Origin of the sequence: Solirubrobacter phytolaccae, from assembly GCF_027587195.1 — a bacterium.
GTDB classification, from domain to species: Bacteria; Actinomycetota; Thermoleophilia; order Solirubrobacterales; family Solirubrobacteraceae; genus Solirubrobacter; species Solirubrobacter phytolaccae.
Genome location: NZ_JAPDDP010000019.1, coordinates 63,515 through 81,864 on the forward strand (window position 1 = coordinate 63,515; position 18,350 = coordinate 81,864).

At 71.7% G+C, this 18,350-nt stretch carries 19 protein-coding genes; 6 read left to right on the forward strand and 13 right to left on the reverse strand.

The window, feature by feature from the left end; translation table 11 throughout:
• The first annotated feature begins 3 nt into the window (after positions 1–3).
• Both OJ997_RS12830 and OJ997_RS12835 read left to right on the forward strand, forming a co-directional pair.
• Positions 4–399 carry an ATP-binding protein gene (locus tag OJ997_RS12830; protein ID WP_270025499.1) on the forward strand — a complete coding sequence of 132 codons (396 nt, stop codon included), beginning with the start codon at positions 4–6 and terminating at the stop codon, positions 397–399.
• Between the two features lie 11 nt (positions 400–410).
• The gene (locus tag OJ997_RS12835; protein ID WP_270025500.1) at positions 411–1,139 is read left to right on the forward strand and encodes a lipoate--protein ligase family protein; all 729 of its coding nucleotides are present in this window, start codon (positions 411–413) and stop codon (positions 1,137–1,139) included.
• Here the strand turns inward: OJ997_RS12835 and OJ997_RS12840 are convergent.
• From OJ997_RS12840 to OJ997_RS12850, 3 genes are read right to left on the reverse strand one after another with little or no spacing between them, the layout of a single operon-like run.
• Complete coding sequence (locus OJ997_RS12840; protein ID WP_270025501.1) at positions 1,136–1,687, reverse strand: DUF3618 domain-containing protein; 552 nt, start codon at positions 1,685–1,687, stop codon at positions 1,136–1,138. The genes OJ997_RS12835 and OJ997_RS12840 overlap by 4 nt on opposite strands.
• The gene (locus tag OJ997_RS12845) at positions 1,666–2,094 is read right to left on the reverse strand and encodes a phage holin family protein (protein ID WP_270025502.1); all 429 of its coding nucleotides are present in this window, start codon (positions 2,092–2,094) and stop codon (positions 1,666–1,668) included. Before OJ997_RS12845 ends, OJ997_RS12840 begins: the two co-directional genes overlap by 22 nt.
• 5 nt (positions 2,095–2,099) lie before the next feature.
• On the reverse strand, positions 2,100–2,735 hold the full coding sequence (locus tag OJ997_RS12850) for a hypothetical protein (RefSeq protein WP_270025503.1): 636 nt from the start codon (positions 2,733–2,735) through the stop codon (positions 2,100–2,102).
• A 167-nt stretch (positions 2,736–2,902) separates the two neighbouring features.
• Between OJ997_RS12850 and OJ997_RS12855 the strand changes: the two genes are divergently transcribed.
• Positions 2,903–3,805 carry a manganese catalase family protein gene (locus OJ997_RS12855; RefSeq protein WP_270025504.1) on the forward strand — a complete coding sequence of 301 codons (903 nt, stop codon included), beginning with the start codon at positions 2,903–2,905 and terminating at the stop codon, positions 3,803–3,805.
• On the opposite strand, the gene OJ997_RS12860 is transcribed toward OJ997_RS12855, so the two are convergent.
• A complete protein-coding gene (locus OJ997_RS12860) occupies positions 3,802–5,193 on the reverse strand; it encodes an NAD(P)/FAD-dependent oxidoreductase (RefSeq protein ID WP_270025505.1) in 1,392 nt (463 codons plus the stop codon). The genes OJ997_RS12855 and OJ997_RS12860 overlap by 4 nt on opposite strands.
• Entirely contained in the window at positions 5,193–6,515 is a 1,323-nt protein-coding gene (locus OJ997_RS12865; protein WP_270025506.1) for an amidase family protein, read from the reverse strand. The genes OJ997_RS12860 and OJ997_RS12865 overlap by 1 nt, the downstream gene beginning before the upstream one ends.
• A gap of 29 nt (positions 6,516–6,544) precedes the next feature.
• Here OJ997_RS12865 and OJ997_RS12870 point away from each other — a divergent pair, with 29 nt between their 5' ends.
• Positions 6,545–6,964, forward strand: coding sequence for an acyl-CoA thioesterase (locus OJ997_RS12870; protein WP_270025507.1), 420 nt, complete (start codon positions 6,545–6,547; stop codon positions 6,962–6,964).
• On the opposite strand, the gene OJ997_RS12875 is transcribed toward OJ997_RS12870, so the two are convergent.
• Positions 6,934–7,455: an AAA family ATPase gene (locus tag OJ997_RS12875; protein ID WP_270025508.1), complete on the reverse strand. Its 522-nt coding sequence runs from the start codon at positions 7,453–7,455 to the stop codon at positions 6,934–6,936. The genes OJ997_RS12870 and OJ997_RS12875 overlap by 31 nt on opposite strands.
• 36 nt (positions 7,456–7,491) lie before the next feature.
• Complete coding sequence (locus OJ997_RS12880; RefSeq protein ID WP_270025509.1) at positions 7,492–8,859, reverse strand: PRC-barrel domain-containing protein; 1,368 nt, start codon at positions 8,857–8,859, stop codon at positions 7,492–7,494.
• 57 nt (positions 8,860–8,916) lie between these two features.
• Here OJ997_RS12880 and OJ997_RS12885 point away from each other — a divergent pair, with 57 nt between their 5' ends.
• The gene (locus OJ997_RS12885; protein WP_270025510.1) at positions 8,917–9,969 is read left to right on the forward strand and encodes a hypothetical protein; all 1,053 of its coding nucleotides are present in this window, start codon (positions 8,917–8,919) and stop codon (positions 9,967–9,969) included.
• A gap of 37 nt (positions 9,970–10,006) precedes the next feature.
• Here the strand turns inward: OJ997_RS12885 and OJ997_RS12890 are convergent, their stop codons facing one another.
• On the reverse strand, positions 10,007–10,465 hold the full coding sequence (locus OJ997_RS12890) for a MarR family winged helix-turn-helix transcriptional regulator (protein WP_270025511.1): 459 nt from the start codon (positions 10,463–10,465) through the stop codon (positions 10,007–10,009).
• A gap of 49 nt (positions 10,466–10,514) precedes the next feature.
• Between OJ997_RS12890 and OJ997_RS12895 the strand changes: the two genes are divergently transcribed.
• Complete coding sequence (locus OJ997_RS12895; RefSeq protein ID WP_270025512.1) at positions 10,515–11,309, forward strand: alpha/beta fold hydrolase; 795 nt, start codon at positions 10,515–10,517, stop codon at positions 11,307–11,309.
• On the opposite strand, the gene ppc is transcribed toward OJ997_RS12895, so the two are convergent.
• Genes ppc through OJ997_RS12920 form a run of 5 tightly spaced genes read right to left on the reverse strand, consistent with a single transcriptional unit; the run spans position 11,306 to position 18,332 of the window.
• A complete protein-coding gene (gene ppc, locus OJ997_RS12900) occupies positions 11,306–13,951 on the reverse strand; it encodes a phosphoenolpyruvate carboxylase (RefSeq protein WP_270025513.1) in 2,646 nt (881 codons plus the stop codon). The two genes, OJ997_RS12895 and ppc, sit on opposite strands and share 4 nt — an antisense overlap.
• Positions 13,952–13,964: 13 nt before the next feature.
• On the reverse strand, positions 13,965–15,176 hold the full coding sequence (locus tag OJ997_RS12905) for a sulfate adenylyltransferase subunit 1 (protein WP_270025514.1): 1,212 nt from the start codon (positions 15,174–15,176) through the stop codon (positions 13,965–13,967).
• Between the two features lie 2 nt (positions 15,177–15,178).
• Positions 15,179–16,096 carry a sulfate adenylyltransferase subunit CysD gene (gene cysD, locus OJ997_RS12910; protein ID WP_270025515.1) on the reverse strand — a complete coding sequence of 306 codons (918 nt, stop codon included), beginning with the start codon at positions 16,094–16,096 and terminating at the stop codon, positions 15,179–15,181.
• Entirely contained in the window at positions 16,093–16,680 is a 588-nt protein-coding gene (locus OJ997_RS12915) for a phosphoadenylyl-sulfate reductase (protein WP_270025516.1), read from the reverse strand. Before OJ997_RS12915 ends, cysD begins: the two co-directional genes overlap by 4 nt.
• Positions 16,677–18,332 carry a nitrite/sulfite reductase gene (locus tag OJ997_RS12920; RefSeq protein ID WP_270025517.1) on the reverse strand — a complete coding sequence of 552 codons (1,656 nt, stop codon included), beginning with the start codon at positions 18,330–18,332 and terminating at the stop codon, positions 16,677–16,679. The genes OJ997_RS12915 and OJ997_RS12920 overlap by 4 nt, the downstream gene beginning before the upstream one ends.
• Positions 18,333–18,350: the final 18 nt, after the last annotated feature.

Consider the following 18,350-nt stretch of genomic DNA (forward strand, 5'->3'; position numbering starts at 1 on the left):
AGGGTGCCCCAAGCCGCGTGGTCCTTCGCTGCCGCGCGCGACACCCCTATGCAGGCCCGCCGTGCAGTCACCGACTGGGCGCGGTCCTACGTGGAGGATCGCGCGGTTCTGAGCGATATCGCGTTGGCGATCACGGAGGCGGCGACCAACGTCGTCCTGCACGCCTATCGCGACCACGACGAGCCGGGAACGGTCACGATCGAGGCCGAGGAGTACGGCGACCACGTCTGCTTCTACGTGCGCGACGAGGGCAGCGGCCTCAGCCCGCGCGTGGACTCGCCGGGGCTCGGCCTCGGGCTCGGCCTGATCGCCCAGGTGGCCGACTCCGCGGACGTCCGCGCGCCCGAGGACGGCGGCACCGAGGTCGTCATGCGGTTCAACGTCTCGCGCGCCGCCTAACCTCATATGACATGAACTTGCTGCGCTCCGGGGAGGCCGGATCGGCCGCCCTCGAGCTGGCGATCTCCCACGCGCTTCTTACGCGTGTATCTAAGGGTGAGCTCGGAAGCACGCTGCGCGTCTATCGCCCGCGGGCCACGGTCGCGTTCGGCAAGCTCGACCGGCTGAGCCCCGGGTACGAGGCGGCGGTCCGGGCGGCGGAGCGCCACGGGTACGAGCCCGTCCTGCGGCTCCCCGGCGGGCACGCCGCGGCCTACAACGCCGCCTCGATCGGGATCGACGTCGTATGGGCGCTCGACGACCCCGCCACCGGCACCCACGAGCGGTTCGCGACGGAGGGTGAGCGGCTGGCGGCGGCGCTGCGCGGGCTCGGCGTCGACGCGCGCGTGGGGGAGGTGCCCGGCGAGTACTGTCCGGGCGCCTACAGCGTCAACGCGCGTGGACGCGTGAAGCTGATCGGCACGGCGCAGCGACTGGTCCGCGGGGCGGCGCTGCTCGGCGCGTCGGTCGTGGTCGGCGACGGCGCGAGCATCCGCGCCGTGCTGCGCGACGTCTACGCCGCGCTCGAGTTCGACTGGGACGAGTCCACGGCGGGGGCGCTGGACGAAGAGGTCGCGGACGTCACGCTCGAGGCCGTCGAAGCGGCGATCGTCGCCGCCTACCCGGACCTCGAGCCGGCGGACCTGGACGAGCAGACGCTCGCCCTGGCCCACCGGCTCGCGCCGGAACGCAAGCCTTAGCTGCGCGCGGTCGCGGCGGCTTCCTGCGCGTGGTCCTGCGCGGAGGACTTGAGCTCGTCCGCGTGCTCGGAACCGCTCTCCTTCACGGTCTCCTGGGCGCTCTGGACGGCCTCCTGCGCGACCTGCTTGCCGTGCTCGAGGGCCTCCTGGCCGGTCTCCTTCGCGCGATCGATCACGTCGTCGGAGATCGCGCCCATCTTCTCGTCCTCGACGCGCGTCGAGGGGACGAGCATGCCGGCGAGGAAGCCGACCGCGATCGCGCCGACGGCGAGCCCGAGCGGGTTCTGCTGCGCGACGCTGGCGGCCTTCTTGGCCTGGCCCTTGACCTGACCCGAGTCCGGCGTCTTGTCGCCGACGGTCTGGCCGGCGCCGACGAGGCGCTCCTTGGCCGATGAAGCGACGCCCATGACGCTCTCCTTCTTGTCGTGGATGGAGTCCTTGGCGCGAGCCTTGACGTCCGTCTTGTAGCCGAGCGCGTCGACCGTCTCGCCCATGTCGGCGCGCGTCTGCTCGATCTCTTTGCGGATCAGGTCCGGGTCTTCGCCCATTGGATGTCCTCTTTCACGGTCTCGACGGTTTGGGGAACGGGCGGCGTGGCCTGCTGGATCGCCTTCTTGCCGGCGAGGCCGAGCACGGCGGCCAGCGCCAGCCACAGGAGCGTCACGATCAGCGCCGCCGCCCAGAGGGGCAGGAAGCTGTCGAGGACGATGATCAGGAATGCGGTGAGCGCGCCCAGGCCGAGCAGCGCGACGACGGCCGCGCCGGCGAGCATGCCGGCGCCCTTGCCCGCGATCTTGCCCTTCTGGGTGACCTCGGCCTGCGCGAGCTTGATCTCCTGGCGCACGAGGGTCGAGGTCTGGCTCGCCAGGTCCTTGACGAGCTCGCCGATGCCGCGGTCGCGCTGGTCGATCCCGGCGGCCTGTGCGCCCCCGTTGGTGGGGTCGTGGGTCGACATGGGGATCAGCGCGCGAAGTCCTCGCGGCGGGTCGGGATGTCCCCGCCCGCGGCGCTCGGATCGGTCACCACGGTGCCCGGGCGGCCCGTGATGTCGTCGGCCGCGAGGCCGGTGCGGCTCGTCGGCGCGCCGGCGGTGAGCCCGGGGCTGGTGGTCGGCGGCGTGTAGCCGGTCGAGGGCCCGTTCGTGGTGGGCGGCGTGTAGCCGGTCGTGCCCTGCTCGTAGCGGCGGCTGCTCGACGCCTTCAGGAAGCGTGAGGCCGCGAAGCCGAGGGCGACGCCGCCGGCGATGACCGCCCACGGCTGCTTGCGCCCGAAGTCCTCGAGGTCATGGAGGATCGCGTTGCCGTCGGACCGCTGCAGGTAGTCGCCGAGCTTCTCGGCGCGGTCGGCAGCCTGCTCGGCGAGCTTCGCCGGCTGGTCCTTGCCCTGCTCACGCAGCGTGTCGGCGACGCTGCGGATGTCCGAGGCAGTAGTGCTGACCTGCTCACCGGCCTGCGTCGAACGCGTGTCGACCTGGTCGCGGACCCGGCTCGCGGCCTGGCCCTTGGCCTCCTGCGCCTTCTCTTTCGCCTGGTCCTTGGCGTGCTCCGTGCTGGAGCTCGGCCCATTGGCCGTTGCGGTTCCCCCAAAGCTGCTCATGGACGTCATCGCTGTCCATCCCGGCAACGCATGAACCGCAGGGAGGAGAAAATGTGACCGGTTACACGACCTGCGTCAACACGACGAGGCAGCGGCCCTGAGAAGGCCACCGTCACAGGACTGACGGCCAACTGTCAGACCGATCTTGCCTGGGTAGCGCCAAAGGCATGTTCCTTCGAATCGATCGCTGGCAGACCGAGCTTCCGCCGCCCTCCACCCCGGATCCCGCCGGGGCAGCCGCCGTCCAGGAGCTCATGGGCGGCAAGTTCGGCGAGATGTCGACGCTGATGAACTACACGTTCCAGTCGTTCAACTACCGCTTCAAGCAGGGCACGCGGCCGTTCTACGACCTGATCGCGAACATCGCCGCGGAGGAGTACGGGCACATCGAGCTCGTCGCCGCGACGATCAACACGATGCTCACGGGTGTGGACATCCGCGACGTCGAGAGCGAGGCGTACAAGCAGCACTACCTGTTCGGCGGCAAGGGCGCGCTCCCGGCCGACTCACACGGCAAGCCGTGGAACGGGTCCTACGTGCACTCCTCGGGTGATCTCATCGAGGACCTCACCCACAACTACTTCCTCGAGACGGGTGCTCGCTCCGGCAAGCTGCGCGTCTACGAGATGTGCGACCACCCGGCCGCACGCGCGCTGACGGGCTACCTGCTCGTCCGCGGCGGTGTGCACCAGGTCGCCTACGCCCGCGCGCTGGAGAACCTGACGGGCGCGAACCTGTCCAAGCTGTTCCCGACGCCGCGCATCCCGACGGCGAAGATCCCCGAGTGCCAGCCGCACATCGAGGCCGGCGAGCACCTGAAGCTGTACCGCTTCTCGCCGAACGACTACCGCGAGATCGTGGCCGTCTTCAACGGCACGCACCCGGAGACGGGCGAGGAGCTGCAGGTCGTCGACGAGCCGCCGGAGGGCTTCCTGCCCCAGGACCTGCCGCCGGAGACCGACGTCTTCGCGCCGGACTACGCGCCGGAGGAGATCGCCGAGATCGCCCAGAAGCTGCGTAAGGCCGCGGGCCTCCCGGACAAGGTCACCGGCCTCGTCGCCAACGACTAAGAGTCGAAGCCCAGCCCGAGGCGGTCGAGCGTGCGGAGCCAGAGCCCTCTCTGGCCCCCGTTGCGGTCGGCCGCCGCGAGGCGGTTGCGCGTGAGCTGGATCACCGCGTAGCGCAACGGCTCGGGCGGGAACGGGATCGGCTTGCTCTTGACGTAGCGGGTGCGGGTGGCGTCCGTGTCCTTGCCGTCGAGCAGGTCCACGGCCGTGCGGCCGCCGAACCGGGCCGCGGCCACGCCCAGCCCGGTGTAGCCGGTCGCGTAGGCGAGCCGGCCTCCGTGGCTCGTCCCGAAGAAGACGCTGAAGCGGCTGCTGGTGTCGATCGCGCCGCCCCAGCGGTGGGTGAAGCGCGTGCCTTCGAGCTGCGGGAACGTGTGGAAGAAGTGCTGGGCGAGCGTGCCGAAGGTGGCGTCGTGCTCGTCGTGGCGCGGGCCGACCGGGCCTCTGTACCGGTACACGGCGTCCCAGCCGCCGTACAGAATCCGGCCGTCCTTGGTGGGGCGGTAGTAGTGGAACTGGTTGCCGCCGTCGCCGATGCCCTGGCGGTTGGCCCAGCCGACCTTCGTCAGGTCCAGCGGCTCGGTCATCAGCGCGTAGTCGTAGACCGGGACGACGTAGCGCCGGATCGCCTTCAGCAGCGGGGGATAGGCGCTCGTGGCGAGCAGGACGCGCTTCGCCTGGACGCGCGCGTGCGCGGTGAGCACCTGCAGGTCGTCGGTGACGTGGTGGGCGGCGGAGTGCTCGTAGACGCGGACGCCGGCCTTGATGGCGGCGTCGCGCAGGCCCAGCGCGAGCTTGCCCGGGTCGAGGATCCCGGCGCCGGTGTGGTCCCAGACGCCGCCCAGGTATGTGGGGGAGGCGACCTGCGCCCGCATCGCGGCCTGGTCGAGCACCGTGACCTGGTGGCCGAAGCGGGTCAGCAGCTCCCGCTCCTCCTCCAGCCACGGCACCTGGTACTCGTCGGTGATGGCGAGGAGCTCGCCCGTGGCCTCGAAGTCGCAGTCGATGCCGTGGGTGGTCAGATCGTCCTGGATGCCCTGGAAGTTCTCGAGCGCGAGCCGCTCGAGCAGCGGCATCTCCTCGGCGAACCGCGCCAGGCCGTTCTCGATCCCGTGCGTGAGGCTCGCCACGGCGAAGCCGCCGTTGCGCCCGCTGGCCCCGAAGCCGGCCGTCTCGGCCTCCAGCACGACGACGTCCTTGCCCTGCTGGGCCGCGTACAGCGCCGCCCACAGCCCGGTGAATCCGCCGCCGACGATGCACAGGTCCGCGCTGGTCGGCTCCGTCAGGGCGGGCGTCGGCTCGTGTGGCGTGCGCAGCCAGAACGAGCGCGGCTCGGCCTCGCGGTAGCTCGCGCGATCGGCGTCCGTGGGGGTGGAGGTCGGCCAGGGCACTAGCGCAGCGCTTCCGCGAGCTGGAGCAGCGCGAGCTCGCCGCGGTGGCGGCCGACGAGCTGCAGGCCGATCGGCAGGCCCGTGTCGGTGAACCCGGCGGGCACGGCGAGCGCGGGGTGGCCGGAGACCGTGATCCGGCTGCACGCGCGGAACCACTCGAGGTAGGAGCCCATGCGCTGGCCGTTGATCTCGGTCGGGTACTCGAGGTCGACGCTGAACGGCGCGACCTGCGTGACCGGCGCGGCCAGGAAGTCGTAGCGGCTGAGGAACTCGCGCATGCGCGTGAAGAGCTCGCCGCGGAGGGCGAGCGCCTTGCTGATCCGCGTCGCGTCGAGGTGCTGGCCGAAGCGCACGTTCGCGCGCAGCGTCGGCTTGAGGTCGTCGGCGATGTCGGCGAAGGCGGTGAACGCGAGCCCGCGCATGACCTCGAAGCACTCGTCGGCGCCGCTGAAGTCGGGCTCGGCGTTCTCGACGATGCAGCCGAGATCCTCGAGCGCGGCGCGCGCGGTCTGCAGGACGGTGGTGACCTCCGGCTCGATCGGGAGGCCGCCGAGCGTCTCGCTCCACGCGATCCGCAGGCCCTTCGGGTCGGCGTCCAGGGTGGCCGGGAGCGGCCACGGCTCCTGCATCGAGAGCGGATCGCGCACGTCCGGGCCGGCGAGCACCGAGAACAGCAGCGCGACGTCCTGGGGGTTGCGGCCGATCGCGCCGAGCACCGGGAACGGGTTGTAGGGATCTCCGGGGCCGTGATCGGGGATCCGGCCGGGGGAGGGGCGGAGGCCGTAGAGGCTGCAGAACGCGGCCGGGTTGCGGACGCTGCCGCCGAGGTCGGAGCCGTCCGCGACCGGGATCATGCCCGCGGCGACGGCCGCCGCGGCGCCACCGCTGGAGCCGCCGGGTGTCTTGGTGACGTCGTACGGGTTCTTCGTGGCGCCGAAGACGGCATTGAAGGTCTGTGACCCGGCGCCGAACTCGGGCGTGTTCGTCTTGCCGATGATCACGGCGCCGGCCCGTCGCAACCGCTCGACGAGCAGGGAGTCCTCGGTCGGGATGTGGTCGGCGAACAGCGTCGAGCCGTAGGTCGTCCGCATCCCGGCGGTGTCCTCGAGGTCCTTGACCGCGATCGGCAGGCCTTGGAGCGGGCCGGGCGGCGCCTTGTCCGCGGCCTCGAGCGCCAGCTCGGGCTCCAGCTGCGTGACGATCGCGTTCACGAGCGGGTTCATCTCCTCGATCCGCTCGAGGTGGCTCTCCATCACCTCGCGCGCGGTGAACTCACGGGCGCGGATGCCCGCGGCGAGTTCCGTCGCGGATCGACCCCACACAGCGCCGGACTCTACTAGCGTCCGCGCGGATGGCCTTCAGTCACGAGCTGCGCGTCCGCTACGGCGAGTGCGATCCGCAGGGGATCGTGTTCAACGCAAACTACCTCGCGTACTTCGACGTCGCGGTCACCGAGCTGTGGCGAGAGGCGGTCGGCGGCTGGCAGGTGATGGTCGATCGCGGCGTCGACGTCGTCGTGGGGGAGGCCAACCTGCGGTTCCGGCGGGCGGCGTGCAACGACGATCTACTGACGGTAAGTGCCGCGTTCACCCACTTCGGCACGACCTCCGCGACGCTCGAGCTGCAGATCTCGCGCGGAGACGAGCTGTTGGTCGAGGGATCGCTCAGACAAGTTTTCGTGGACGTAAAGACGTTCGCCAAAACGTCGATACCTCCGTGGATGCGCGAGGCGCTCGCGCCCTACGCGGCGAGCGCCGGCGCGGGTGCGTAAGCCGGTGTGAACCGCATCGCGGTGACCGTCGCGGCCTGCTCGCGGTCCATCAGCTGCACGGTGGCCCAGCCCTCGGCGTGCAGGCCGCCGGAGCTGAGCAGCGCTTTCCAGTCCGCGACCTGGCGGTCCATCTCGTCGGCCGGGACGGTGCGGCCGCGGGCGCGTTGGCCGGCCTCGGCCGTCGCGCGGTCGGCGTGCAGGAGCAGCAGGTGCGCGGGGCGTCCGCGGAGCCTGGCGAGCGTGAGGATCGTGCGCCGGGCGACCGTTTTCGTGCCGCGCGAGTGGATGACCGCCGGCTTGGTGCCGAGCACCGCCGCGGCGATCCGCGCGTAGTGCCCGAGGTACAGCAGCGGGCCGCGGCGCGTGCGGTCGTCGGTGTCGACGACCGTCGCGAGGTCGCGATCCACAGCACGGCGCAGCAGCGTTGTCTTTCCCGCCCCGGGAACGCCGGCTACGACGATCACGGAATCTGAGGGAAAGGTGAGCTCCATGACCTCCATTCTGGAGGCCATGGATAAGCATCTCCTTTAGCGCAGCTTGCGCACGATAAAGAAGAGCACTGCCGCCGCGGCCGCGGCGAGCACGACCTTCTTCGGCTCACGCTTGACGCGCTCGAGCGGGCCACCCGCGGCGGCCGGCTCCTCGGCGAGCGGCGGAGTCGCGGCGAACGGCTTCGTCGCCTTCGGCGTGGTCGACGCCTCCGGGCCGCCGGGCACCTCGCCCGGCACCACGGCGGGGCCAGGCGAGTCGGGCGCGGCGGCGTGCGGCGTGAGCGCGGGCGACGGCGCGTCGCCCGAGTCCAGGGGCGCGCCCGACGTCTGGTCGGCCTCCGGCACGTCGGCGGTCACCGGCGGCTCGTCGGCGGGCTCCGCGAACAGCGGCGGGGCGTCGACCGCGCCGACCGGCGGCAGGTCCGCGTCCGCCGGCGAGGAGTCCACCGCTCTGATGGACGGCGCGTCGGCGGTGTCGAGCGGCGGCGGCACGACCGCGTCGGCGGGCGGCGAGTCCAGCGTGCCGAACGGCGGCTCGTCGATGGCCCCGGGGGGCGGCGTGTCGAGCGCGCCGGCGAGCGACCCGCCGGTGTCCGGCCCGTCCTCGAGGGGCGTGCCGAGCGCGGGCTCGTCCGTGGTCGCGTCGAGTGGCGGCTCGTCAGGGGCGGCACCGGGCGGGAACGGCGACCGGTCGTCGGTCGCGCCGGCCGTCGTGTCCGCGACGGCGTCCGTCGGCGTCGTCTCGGCGGCCCCGAGGGGCAGCTCGTCCGTCGTGTCGGCCGGGCCGCCTGTCGGCTCCTCGGCCGGCGGCGTGACCGCACCGAAGGGTGCGGTCTCGTAGACGCTCGCGCGGTCCGTGGCGGCCGGGGGCTCGTCCGGAATCTGGGCCTGCTCGATCTCTGCCGGGGAGGGCGGCTCGGCGGGCGGCGGGGCGTCGATCGAGCCCGTCTCGGCGGGCGCGTCACTCGTGGGGGACTCGCCGCCGCGGGCCTGCCAGGCCGGTTCTTCCTTCTGGCCCCAGCCGGTGGGGGCGGGCGGGTCGTCGGCCTCGGGCACGCTGCTGCCCGCGTCCTCGTCGGCGTAGCCGAGCCCGTAGTGGGCGTAGAGGCGGCGCTCCTCGGACTGGTCGATGCGCGGCTCGGCACCGATGCCGGGCGCGTTCCTGATCTTCTCGGCGGTGTGGGCGACGCGGATCGACCAGGACTCGACGTTGGCGTCGGCGAGCGGGACGAAGCGGGCGTCGCCGTCGTCGACGTCCACGAGTACCCACTCGGGGCGCCCGGTCTCGCGGTCGAGGTAGATCTCACGAACACCACCCAGCCGCTGCCCGCCTGAGTCGAGCACGTCGCGGCCGGGCCATTCGCTGTAGTCGCCGAACTGGGACTGGGTGGGCAGCTGAGCCATATAGGAATCTTTGCCCATCCTGAGCTTCGACTACGCCTCCGGTACGGTGGGGATTCCATGAGCGACTCGCGAACGCTGCTGCAGCGCCATCTCCCGCGTCTTGTCTATGACGCCCAGGAGGCGTACTTCGCCGACTCCGCGGCGGTGTGGACGGACTCGCCGACGAACGTCCTCCGCCGCGAGGACGGCACGGTCATCGCCAAGCCGCCGACGCTCTCGCTCGACTACCTCGGCACGTACGGGGCGCGCAAGGGCGACGCGATCGGCGACACGACCCGCAACTACGCGAAGAACGCCGCGAAGCTCCACGCGCAGCCGGGCTACGCCAACCGCGTCTACGGCCACGCCCGCCCGGACCGGACGGGTCGTCTGTGGCTCCAGTACTGGCTTTTCTACTACTACAACGACTTCCAGCTGCTCGGGAAGCTGTTCTCGGGCGGCAAGCACGAGGGCGACTGGGAGCTCGTCCAGATCGAGCTCGACGATGCCGAGCGCCCGGTCCGGGTCGTCTTCAGCCAGCACAAGGAAGCGGAGGCCCGGCCCTGGGCGAAAGTCGCCAAGGAGGGCGCGCGGCCGCTCGTGTACGTCGCCCGCGGTTCGCACGCGAACTACTTCTCGGCCGGCGCGCACTGGACCGGCACCTGGTTCGACCAGGCCGACGGCAAGGGCCCGCGGATCGACCCCAAGCTCGAGGTCGTAGAGACCGACACACCCAAGTGGCTGCACTGGCCCGGACGCTGGGGCGACACGAAGCCGGCCGGCCCGCTCGACTCGAACAGCCCGACCAGCCCCGGCCCGCGCCGCCATTGGAAGGACCCGCTCGCGCTGATCGACACTGTCACGCCGACCAAGAAGGCCACCCCGGTGCCGCCGCCGAAGGCGACCGTCCGTCGCGAGGAAGGCGTGCACGTCGTCGCCTTCGAGGCGCCGCCCGAGGCGACCGGCCTCGTGGTCGCCACCCGCCCGCGCGGCAGCGACGAGCCCGCGCGCGTCGAGACCTTCCCGCTCGACAGCCTCACGGGCGAGGTCCAGGTCCCCGCGCAGAGCGCCGACGACGAGGTCTGGACCAGCGTCGTCGCCCCCGAGAAGGGCCCGTCCGAGTCGGTGTAGGCGCCGGTCGGCGACGCGGGGGACCGGCGCGAGCCGGCTACGGCTGTGCCAGGTCCTCGGCGCCGAATGCCCGGCGCTCGACGAGCGCCCCCAGGTGCGCCTGGAGGGCGTCGAGCGCCGCCGGGCCGATCTGCGCCGCCCAGCGCTCGCGCACGTCGTCGAACAGCGCCCCGCCGACGGTCATCAGCTCGTGGCCGCGGGGTGTGACCTTCAGCAGCTGCCGTCGCGCGTCGCCCGGATCGGCCTCGCGGCCCACGTACCCCAGCTGCTCGAGCGCGGTGATCGTCTTCGCGGCCGCCTGCTTGGAGACGTCGAGCCGCCGGCCCAGCTCCGAGGCCGTGTCGGCGCCGCCGTCGATCGCCCGCAGCGCGAACTCGTGCGCCGCACGCACCCCGGGGTGCCCGCGTCGTTCGAGCTCCGCGACGACGTCGTCGACCATCGAGTGGAACCCGCCGAGCAGCAGCAGCGCCAGCTCGGCGCCCTGTGAAGTCGCCATGCCCGCATCATAGACAACCGGGTTGTCGAGACATGCTAGTTTGGACAATATGGTTGTCGATAATCACACCGCGTCCGTCAACGGCACCGAGCTGCACTACATCTCGGCGGGCACGCACGGCTCGCCCGTCCTGCTCGTCCACGGCTTCCCCGAGAGCTGGTGGACGTTCCACCGGCTGATCCCGCTGCTCGCGGAGCGGCACCGCGTGTTCGCCGTGGACCTGCGCGGGTTCGGCGACTCGGCGCCGGCCGGCGAAGCCCACGACAGCGCGACGGCCGCGCAAGACCTCGCGGCGCTGATCGCCCGCCTGGACGTCGGCCCGGTTCACCTGACGGGCCAGGACATCAGCGGCCCGACGACGTTCCGCCTCGCCGCCGCTCACCCGGAGCTCGTCCGCACCTTCACGGCGATCGAGACCGGCCTGCCGGGCTTCGGCCTCGAGCAGCTCGCCGACGTCGCCTGGCACATCCGCGCCCTCGCCACGCCCAGCGTCCCGCAGCTGTTCCTCGAGGGCCGCGAACGCGCGCTCGTCTCCCACCTCACGCCGTTCACCGGCGAGGACCGGGACGTGATCGCGGCCGCCTACGCGCGCCCGGGCGGCTTCAACGGCGCGGCCGGGCTCTACCGCTCCCTCCTCACCGAAAGCGAAGAGATCCGCGCGCTGCCGAAGCTCACGCAGCCGGTCCTGACGATCGGCGGCGGCTCCGGCGACTTCACCGCCGCCGCCTTCCGCAATGTCGCCGACGACCTGCGCGCCATCACCCTCGACGGCACCGGCCACTACCTCGCGCTGGAAGCCCCGGAGCGCCTGGCCGAGGCGCTCCGGACCTTCTGGCGAAGCTAGCCCGTGTTGCGCATCCCGGCCGCGATCCCGGTGATCGTGGCCAGGAGCGGCGACCGCGCCTCCTCGCGCCCCGCCCGCAGGCGGCGCAGGAGCTCGACCTGGAGGTGCGAGAGCGGGTCGATCCACGGGTTGCGGTGCTCGAGCCGCGCCTGCAGCGCCGGCGTCGTGTCCAGCAGGCGCTCCTGTCCGGTGATCGCCAACACGCGCTCGACGACCTCCTCGTGCTCGGCCTTCAGGTCCTCCCAGAAGCGCCCCGCGATGTCCTCGTCGACGAGGGTCAGGTACCGCTCGGCGACGCCCAGGTCGGTCTTGAACAGCGCCATCTCCAGGGTCCCGATCAGCCCGGTGAAGAACGGCCAGTCGCGCCACATCTCGCGCTGCATCTCCAGGTTGCCGGAGCCGAGCGACGTGCCCGCGCCGTACCAGGACGGCAGCAGCAGGCGGTTCTGCATCCACGCGAACACCCACGGGATCGCGCGCAGCGACTCGACGGCGCTGGAGCCCTTCCGCGACGGCGGCCGCGAGCCGATGTTCAGCTGCGAGAGCTCCGCGATCGGCGCGACCTCGTTGAAGAAGCGGATGAACTCCGGGTCGTCGTAGACCAGCGCGCGGTAGCGCTGGCGCGAGGCGAGCGAGAGCCGCGTCATCTCCTCGCGCCACTCGTCCTTGATCGGCGGGTTCGGCAGCGCGCTCGCGAGCAGCACGGCCGACACCGTCTGCTCCAAGGACCGCTGGGCGAGCTCGGCGTCCGCGTACCGCGCCGCGATCGTCTCACCCTGCTCGGTGATGCGGATCCGGCCCTCGACCGTGCCTTCCGGCTGGGCGCGGATGGCGCGGTAGGTGCGCCCGCCGCCGCGTGAGGGCGAGCCGCCGCGGCCGTGGAAGAGCTCGAGCTGCAGGTCGATCGCCTTGGCCTGCGCCGCGAGCTGCTCCTGCGCGTTGTAGAGCGCCCAGGTGGAGGCCACATAGCCCGTGTCCTTGCCCGAGTCCGAGTAGCCGACCATCACGGTCTGGCGGTTGCCCTGGGTGCGCAGGTGCGTCAGGTACGGCTCGATCGCGTAGAGCGCGCCCATCGTCGCCGGCGCCTCCTCGAGCGCGACCCGCGTCTCGAACAGCGGCACCATCCGCACCGAGGTCGCCCCGGCGCGGATCGCGAGCCAGTGCGCCGCGAGCACGTCCGACGGCTGCTCGGTCATCGAGATCACGAACGCCGGGACGGTCTGCGGCCCGTACGCCTCGGCGCTGAGCGCGACCGTGTCCAGCGTGCGCAGCAGCTCGCCGGCCTCGCCGCCCGGGTCGTGCTCGATCCCGCGCCGGCCGGAGGCGAGCGCCTCGGTCAGCAGCGCCACGCGGCGCGTCTCGTCGGCGGCGTCGGCGAAGCCGGGCAGCACCGCGCCCGTCGCCTGGCGCACGACGTCCGCGCCCTGGCGGATGTCGATCCCGGCGAGGTGGAAGCCGAACACGTCGACCTGCCACAGCAGCTGGCGGATCGAGCCGGTGGCGACGTGGCGGGAGTTCACGTGCGCGAGCACCAGCTCCAGGTCGCGGCGCAGCGCCTGCGCGTCGGCGTAGCCGGGCTCACGGCCGCGTGGGTGCAGCGTGTTGCCGAGCCGGTGGTGGACGAACCCGAGCTTGGTGCGCAGCGGCTCCCATTCGCGGTGCGGGCGCCGGAGCACGAGCGCGCTCGGCAGCTCCTCCGCGTCCTGGGCGAGCGAGTCCTCGAGCTCCTGGGAGACCGGGACGCGCAGCGAGGAGTGGCTGAACATCTGCGCGAGCTTGTCCACGCGGGTGCGCAGGAGCGTCAGCGCGGTGGAGCGGTGCAGCGCGAGCGCGCTTGCGAGCGTGTCCGAGCCGACCTCGGGGTGCCCGTCCATGTCGCCGCCGGTCCACGAGCCGTACGACAGCACCGGCTGCACGAGCCGGACGTCGAGCTCGTGCTCGATCTCGTCCAGCACGGCCGGGATGGCGTCGAACAGCACGGCCTCGAAGAAGAAGAGGTTGCGGCGGACCTCGTCGTCGACGCGCGGGCGCACGCGCCGCAGCTCGTCGGTCTGCCACCAGATCGTCAGGTCCTCGCGCAGCTCGGCCAGGAGCTGCCGGCGGCGGCTGTGGCCCGTGCGCGGGTCGTCGAGCTTGTCCAGCAGCAGCGCGACGTCCCACTGGTGGTCGAGCACGGAGCGCCGCGTCGCCTCCGTCGGGTGCGCGGTGAGCACGTGCTCGATCTGCAGCTGCGCCATCAGCGGGCTGATGTCGATCTTGCGGTCGCGCAGGATCTGTGCCGTCTCGGCGAGCGACTCGCGCTGGGTCTCGCCCGTCTGGTCGTACTGGCGCCGGCGGCGCGCGCGTTCGCGCTCCTCGGCGATGTTCGCGAGCTGCAGCTCGAGCGAGCAGGCGCGGATGATCGGTTCCACCGACTCGTCCGGCACGCCGCGCAGATAGGCGACGAGCCGCTCCGCCGCTCCCTGGTCGCCCGCACGCACCGCGGCGGCCGTCTTGAACAGCCACTGGAGGCGCGAGGCGAAGACGCGTCCCGCCTGCTCTTCGAGCACGCTGTTGAGCGCGTCCGAGAGGAGCGCCGTGTCCTGGGCAAGCCCATCCGTCGCCTGCGCGGGCGCAGGACTGGGCACATCAAGCCGCGTCATGTGGTCCGAAAGGCTACGAGACCATGCCCGCGGCGACTGTATCCAGGCTGGATTCGTCCACCAGGATGAACGCGCCGGTCGCGTGGCAGCGGGCGTATACATCGGCCGCGATCTCACCGCCAAGCCGAAGCTTTACGTGAGCGATGTCGTTCAGCCGTAGTTCTTCGGCTACCGGCCACTCGAGCGTCTCGAAGTCGATCCGGCCTTCGACGCTGTCGAGCTTGGCCGGAACCGAACGTGTCCCGTGCTTGAGCTGGAAGCGGTCTCCGGGGCGTGCCGGGCGGTCTCCGAGCCAGCAGAGGGTCGCGTTGAGCTCCCGTGTGGGGGTCGGCGCGTCCTCGACGGCGGCGATCAGCTCGCCGCGCGCGAGGTCCACCTCGTCCTCCAGGCGGACCGAGACGCTCAACGGCGCTTCGACCACTGCGGCCACGCCGTCCGCGTCTCGGACCTCGGCCACCCGGGTGCGCGTGCCGGAGGGCAGCACGACCACCTCGTCGCCCGCCTTCAGCGCGCCCGCGGCGAGCCGGCCCGCGGCCCAGCGCGCGCCGTTCTCGCCCCGCAGCACGAGCTGTACGGGCAACCGCGCGGCGTGCACGGCCCGCGGCTCGACCGGCACGGTCTCCAGGCGCTCCAGCAGCGGCTGCCCCTCGTACCAGGGCATGTTCGGCGAGCGCTCGACGACGTTGTCGCCCTTGAGCGCGCTGATCGGGATGAAGTCGGTCTCGCGCAGGCCGATCGCGGCCCCGAGCTCGATCACGTCGCGCACGATCTCGTCGAAGCGGCTCTCCGCGTAGTCGACGAGGTCCATCTTGTTGATGGCGACGATCACGTGCTCGACGTCCAGCAGCGCGGCGATCGCGGCGTGGCGGCGGCTCTGCTCGGTCAGCCCGGCGCGGGCGTCGACGAGCAGCAGCGCCAGGTCGGCGGTGGAGGCGCCCGTGACCATGTTGCGGGTGTACTGCGCGTGGCCGGGGCAGTCGGCGAGGATGAAGCGCCGGCGCGGCGTCGCGAACGAGCGGTAGGCGACGTCGATCGTGATGCCCTGCTCGCGCTCGGCCCGCAGGCCGTCGGTGAGCAGCGCGAGATCCAGCCCGTCGACCGAGCGCTCCTCGACGTGGGCGAGCTGGTCGGCGAGCACGGCCTTGGCGTCGTACAAGAGCCGCCCGATGAGCGTCGACTTGCCGTCGTCGACGCTGCCGGCGGTGGCGAGGCGCAACAGGTCCATGACTAGAAGTAGCCCTCGCGCTTGCGGTCTTCCATCGCCGCTTCCGTCGCGCGGTCGTCGGCGCGGGTCTCGCCGCGTTCGGTGATGTTGGTGGCCGCGATCTCGGCCACTACGTCCGGCAGCGTGACCGCCGTCGAGCGGACCGCGCCGGTGCAGCTCATGTCGCCGACCGTGCGGTAGCGGACGGAGGCGCTGAAGGGGTCCTCGCCGTCCATGAGCGAGATGAAGTCGCTCGTGGCGTAGAGCATCCCGTCGCGCTCGAACACCTCGCGCTCGTGCGCCATGTAGATCGACGGCAGCTCGAGCTCCTCTTGCGCGATGTACTGCCAGACGTCGAGCTCGGTCCAGTTGGAGATCGGGAACGCGCGCAGGTTCTCGCCGGGGCGGACGCGCGCGTTGTAGAGATCCCACAGCTCGGGGCGCTGTCGGCGCGGGTCCCACTGGCCGAAGTCGTCGCGCAGGCTCAGCACGCGCTCCTTGGCGCGGGAACGCTCCTCGTCACGGCGGGCGCCGCCGAAGCACGCGTCCAGCCGGTGCTTCGCGATCGCGTCCAGCAGCGTCACGGTCTGGAGGCGGTTCCTCGACGCCCGCGGCCCGGTCTCCTCGCGCACACGGCCGGTGTCGATCGACTCCTGCACGGAGCCGACGAGCAGCTCCAGGCCGGCTTCCGCGACGAGCTTGTCGCGGAAGGCGATCACCTCGGGGAAGTTGTGGCCCGTGTCGATGTGCAGCAGCGGGAACGGCACGCGGTCCGGCGCGAAGGCCTTCTGCGCGAGCCGGACGAGCACGATCGAGTCCTTGCCGCCGCTGAACAGCAGCGCCGGCCGGTCTCGCTCGGCCGCCACCTCGCGGATGACGTGGATCGCCTCGGCCTCGAGCGCTCGCAGGTGCGAGAGGGCCGGCGTGGTGACGGCGGTCATACGTGCAGCCCGCACTCGGTCTTCGTGAGCCCGGCCCAGCGGCCCTCGCGACCGGTGCCCGGGTTCGTGCACGGCGCGCAGCCGATCGACGAGTAGCCCTGGTCGTGCAGCGGGTGGTACGGCAGGTCCCGCTCGAAGATGCGGTTCCACAGGTCCTTCTCGGTCCACTCGACGAGCGGGTTGTACTTCCAGAGCTGCCGCTTCTCGTCGAACTCGATCGGCTGCGCGTTGGCGCGCGTGGCCGACTGCTCGCGGCGGATGCCGGTGACCCAGGCGTCCGCGCCGTCCAGCGCGCGCTCGAGCGCCGCGACCTTGCGGTCCCCGCAGCAGTGCGCCGGGCCGCTCCAGTCGCCGGTGGCGTCCTCGATCGCGATGTCCACGCCGAACCGCTCCTCGAACGCCCGCCAGGTCGCGAGCGTCTCCGGGAACAGCACGCCGGTGTCGATCGTGACGATCCGCGCGTCCGGGGCGAGCTTGATCAGCTCGTCGACCAGGATCGACTCCTCCTTCTGGAAGGAGCACAGCATCACGAGGCGGTCGCCGTGACGGTCCACGGCCTCCTTCAGGACCTCGGCGACGCTCACGCCCGGACTCCCTCGGCGCGCGAGTCCGAGCCCTCCGGGCGAGAACTCGCAGCGACGCGAGCCGTCAGGCGAGCGTCGTCCTCTTCGACGGGGGCCAGCTCGTTCGTCCACCACTCCGGCTCGGTCCGGCCCGCGAAGTCGCGGAACGTCTCACCGTCGCCGTGATGGGTCTCGTAGAGGGTGAAGATCCGCAGCAGCGTGTCGTTGAGCTCCCAGTTCGGGACCTTCTTGATCACGACGTCGCCGAACTTCGGGTTCTCGCCCAGGCGGCCGCCGATGCGGATGTCCATGGCTTCGACGAACTCGCCGTCGACCTTCTTGAGCACGCCCTCGATGCCGACGTCGGCGATCTGGTGCTGCGCGCAGCTCGAGGAGCAGCCCGCGAAGTGCAGGCGGAAGTCCTCGCCGTGGCCGTTCGGGCGCACGTGCTCGTCCAGGAACTTGGAGATCTCCACCGCCCGGCTCTTCGTGTAGACCTTGGCCAAGCCGCAGAACTCCTTGCCCGTGCACGTCTGCAGGCCGCGCTGGAAGAGCGTCGGCGTGGGGGTGAGGTCGGCGATCAGCGGCTCGAGCAGCAGCGCGTCGACCTGCTCCGCCGGAATCCACGGCAGCAGCACGTTCTGCTGGTGGGTGAGGCGCAGCGCGTCGTCCTCGCGGGCGCCGTACTTGCGGGCGAGATCCGCGAGCTCCTGCAACTGGGAGGCGCGCAGACGCCCGACCGGCACGACCAGCCCGACCGTGCGGAAGGCGTCGTCGGCCTGGGGAAGAACGCCGATGTGGTCCTCGCCGGGGCCGGGAGGCTTCGGGACGCCGCGGCGGAGCGGGCGGCCGACGCGCTTCTCCAGCTCCTCGCGGAGGGCCTCCGGGCCGACGCGGTCGACGAGGAACTTCAGGCGGGCCTTGCCGCGCGCCTTCCGGTTCTCCTCGGCGTCGCGGAAGATCCCGGTCATGCCCTCGATGACCTCGGGGGCCTCCTCGGGCGTCACGAAAACGTCCATCCAGCGGGCGAAGCGCGGCTGCGTGGAGAGGCCGCCGCCGACGCGCAGGTTGAAGCCGCGCGTGCCGTCCTCGGCGATCACGCCGGAGAGCGCGATGTCGTTGATGAGGCCGCGGGCGCAGTCCTCGGTGCACCCCGTGACCGAGATCTTGTACTTGCGCGGGAGGTTCGAGTAGAGCTTGTTGTCGAGGAAGTGCTCGTGGATGGCCTCGGCGGTCGCGTAGCCGTCGACGATCTCGTCGTGCGCGAGGCCCGCCAGCGTGCAGCCGACGACGTTGCGGGTGATGTCACCGCAGGCGCCGGAGGTCGTCATCCCGACGCGCTCGAGGCGCTCGAAGATGTCCGGGATGTTCTCCAGCCGGATCCAGTGGATCTGGAAGCACTGGCGCGTCGTGCAGTCGATGACGCCGCGGCCGAACTCCTCGGCGATGCCGGCCATCGTCTCGGCCTGAGCGAGGCTCAGCTTTCCCTGGACGACCTTGACGCGCATCATGAAATGCCCGTCGCCGGTGTTGTGCGCGTAGAGCCCGTACCACTTGAGCAGGCCGACGTGATCGGGGCTCAGGGTCTCCCACCCGTCGCGCGCGGCTCGGAGCAGTTCGGGCAGTACGTCGAGGCCGTCAGTCTCGGCCTTAATGCGTTCGATCTTGCTCATGGGGTCCCACGAAGGTAC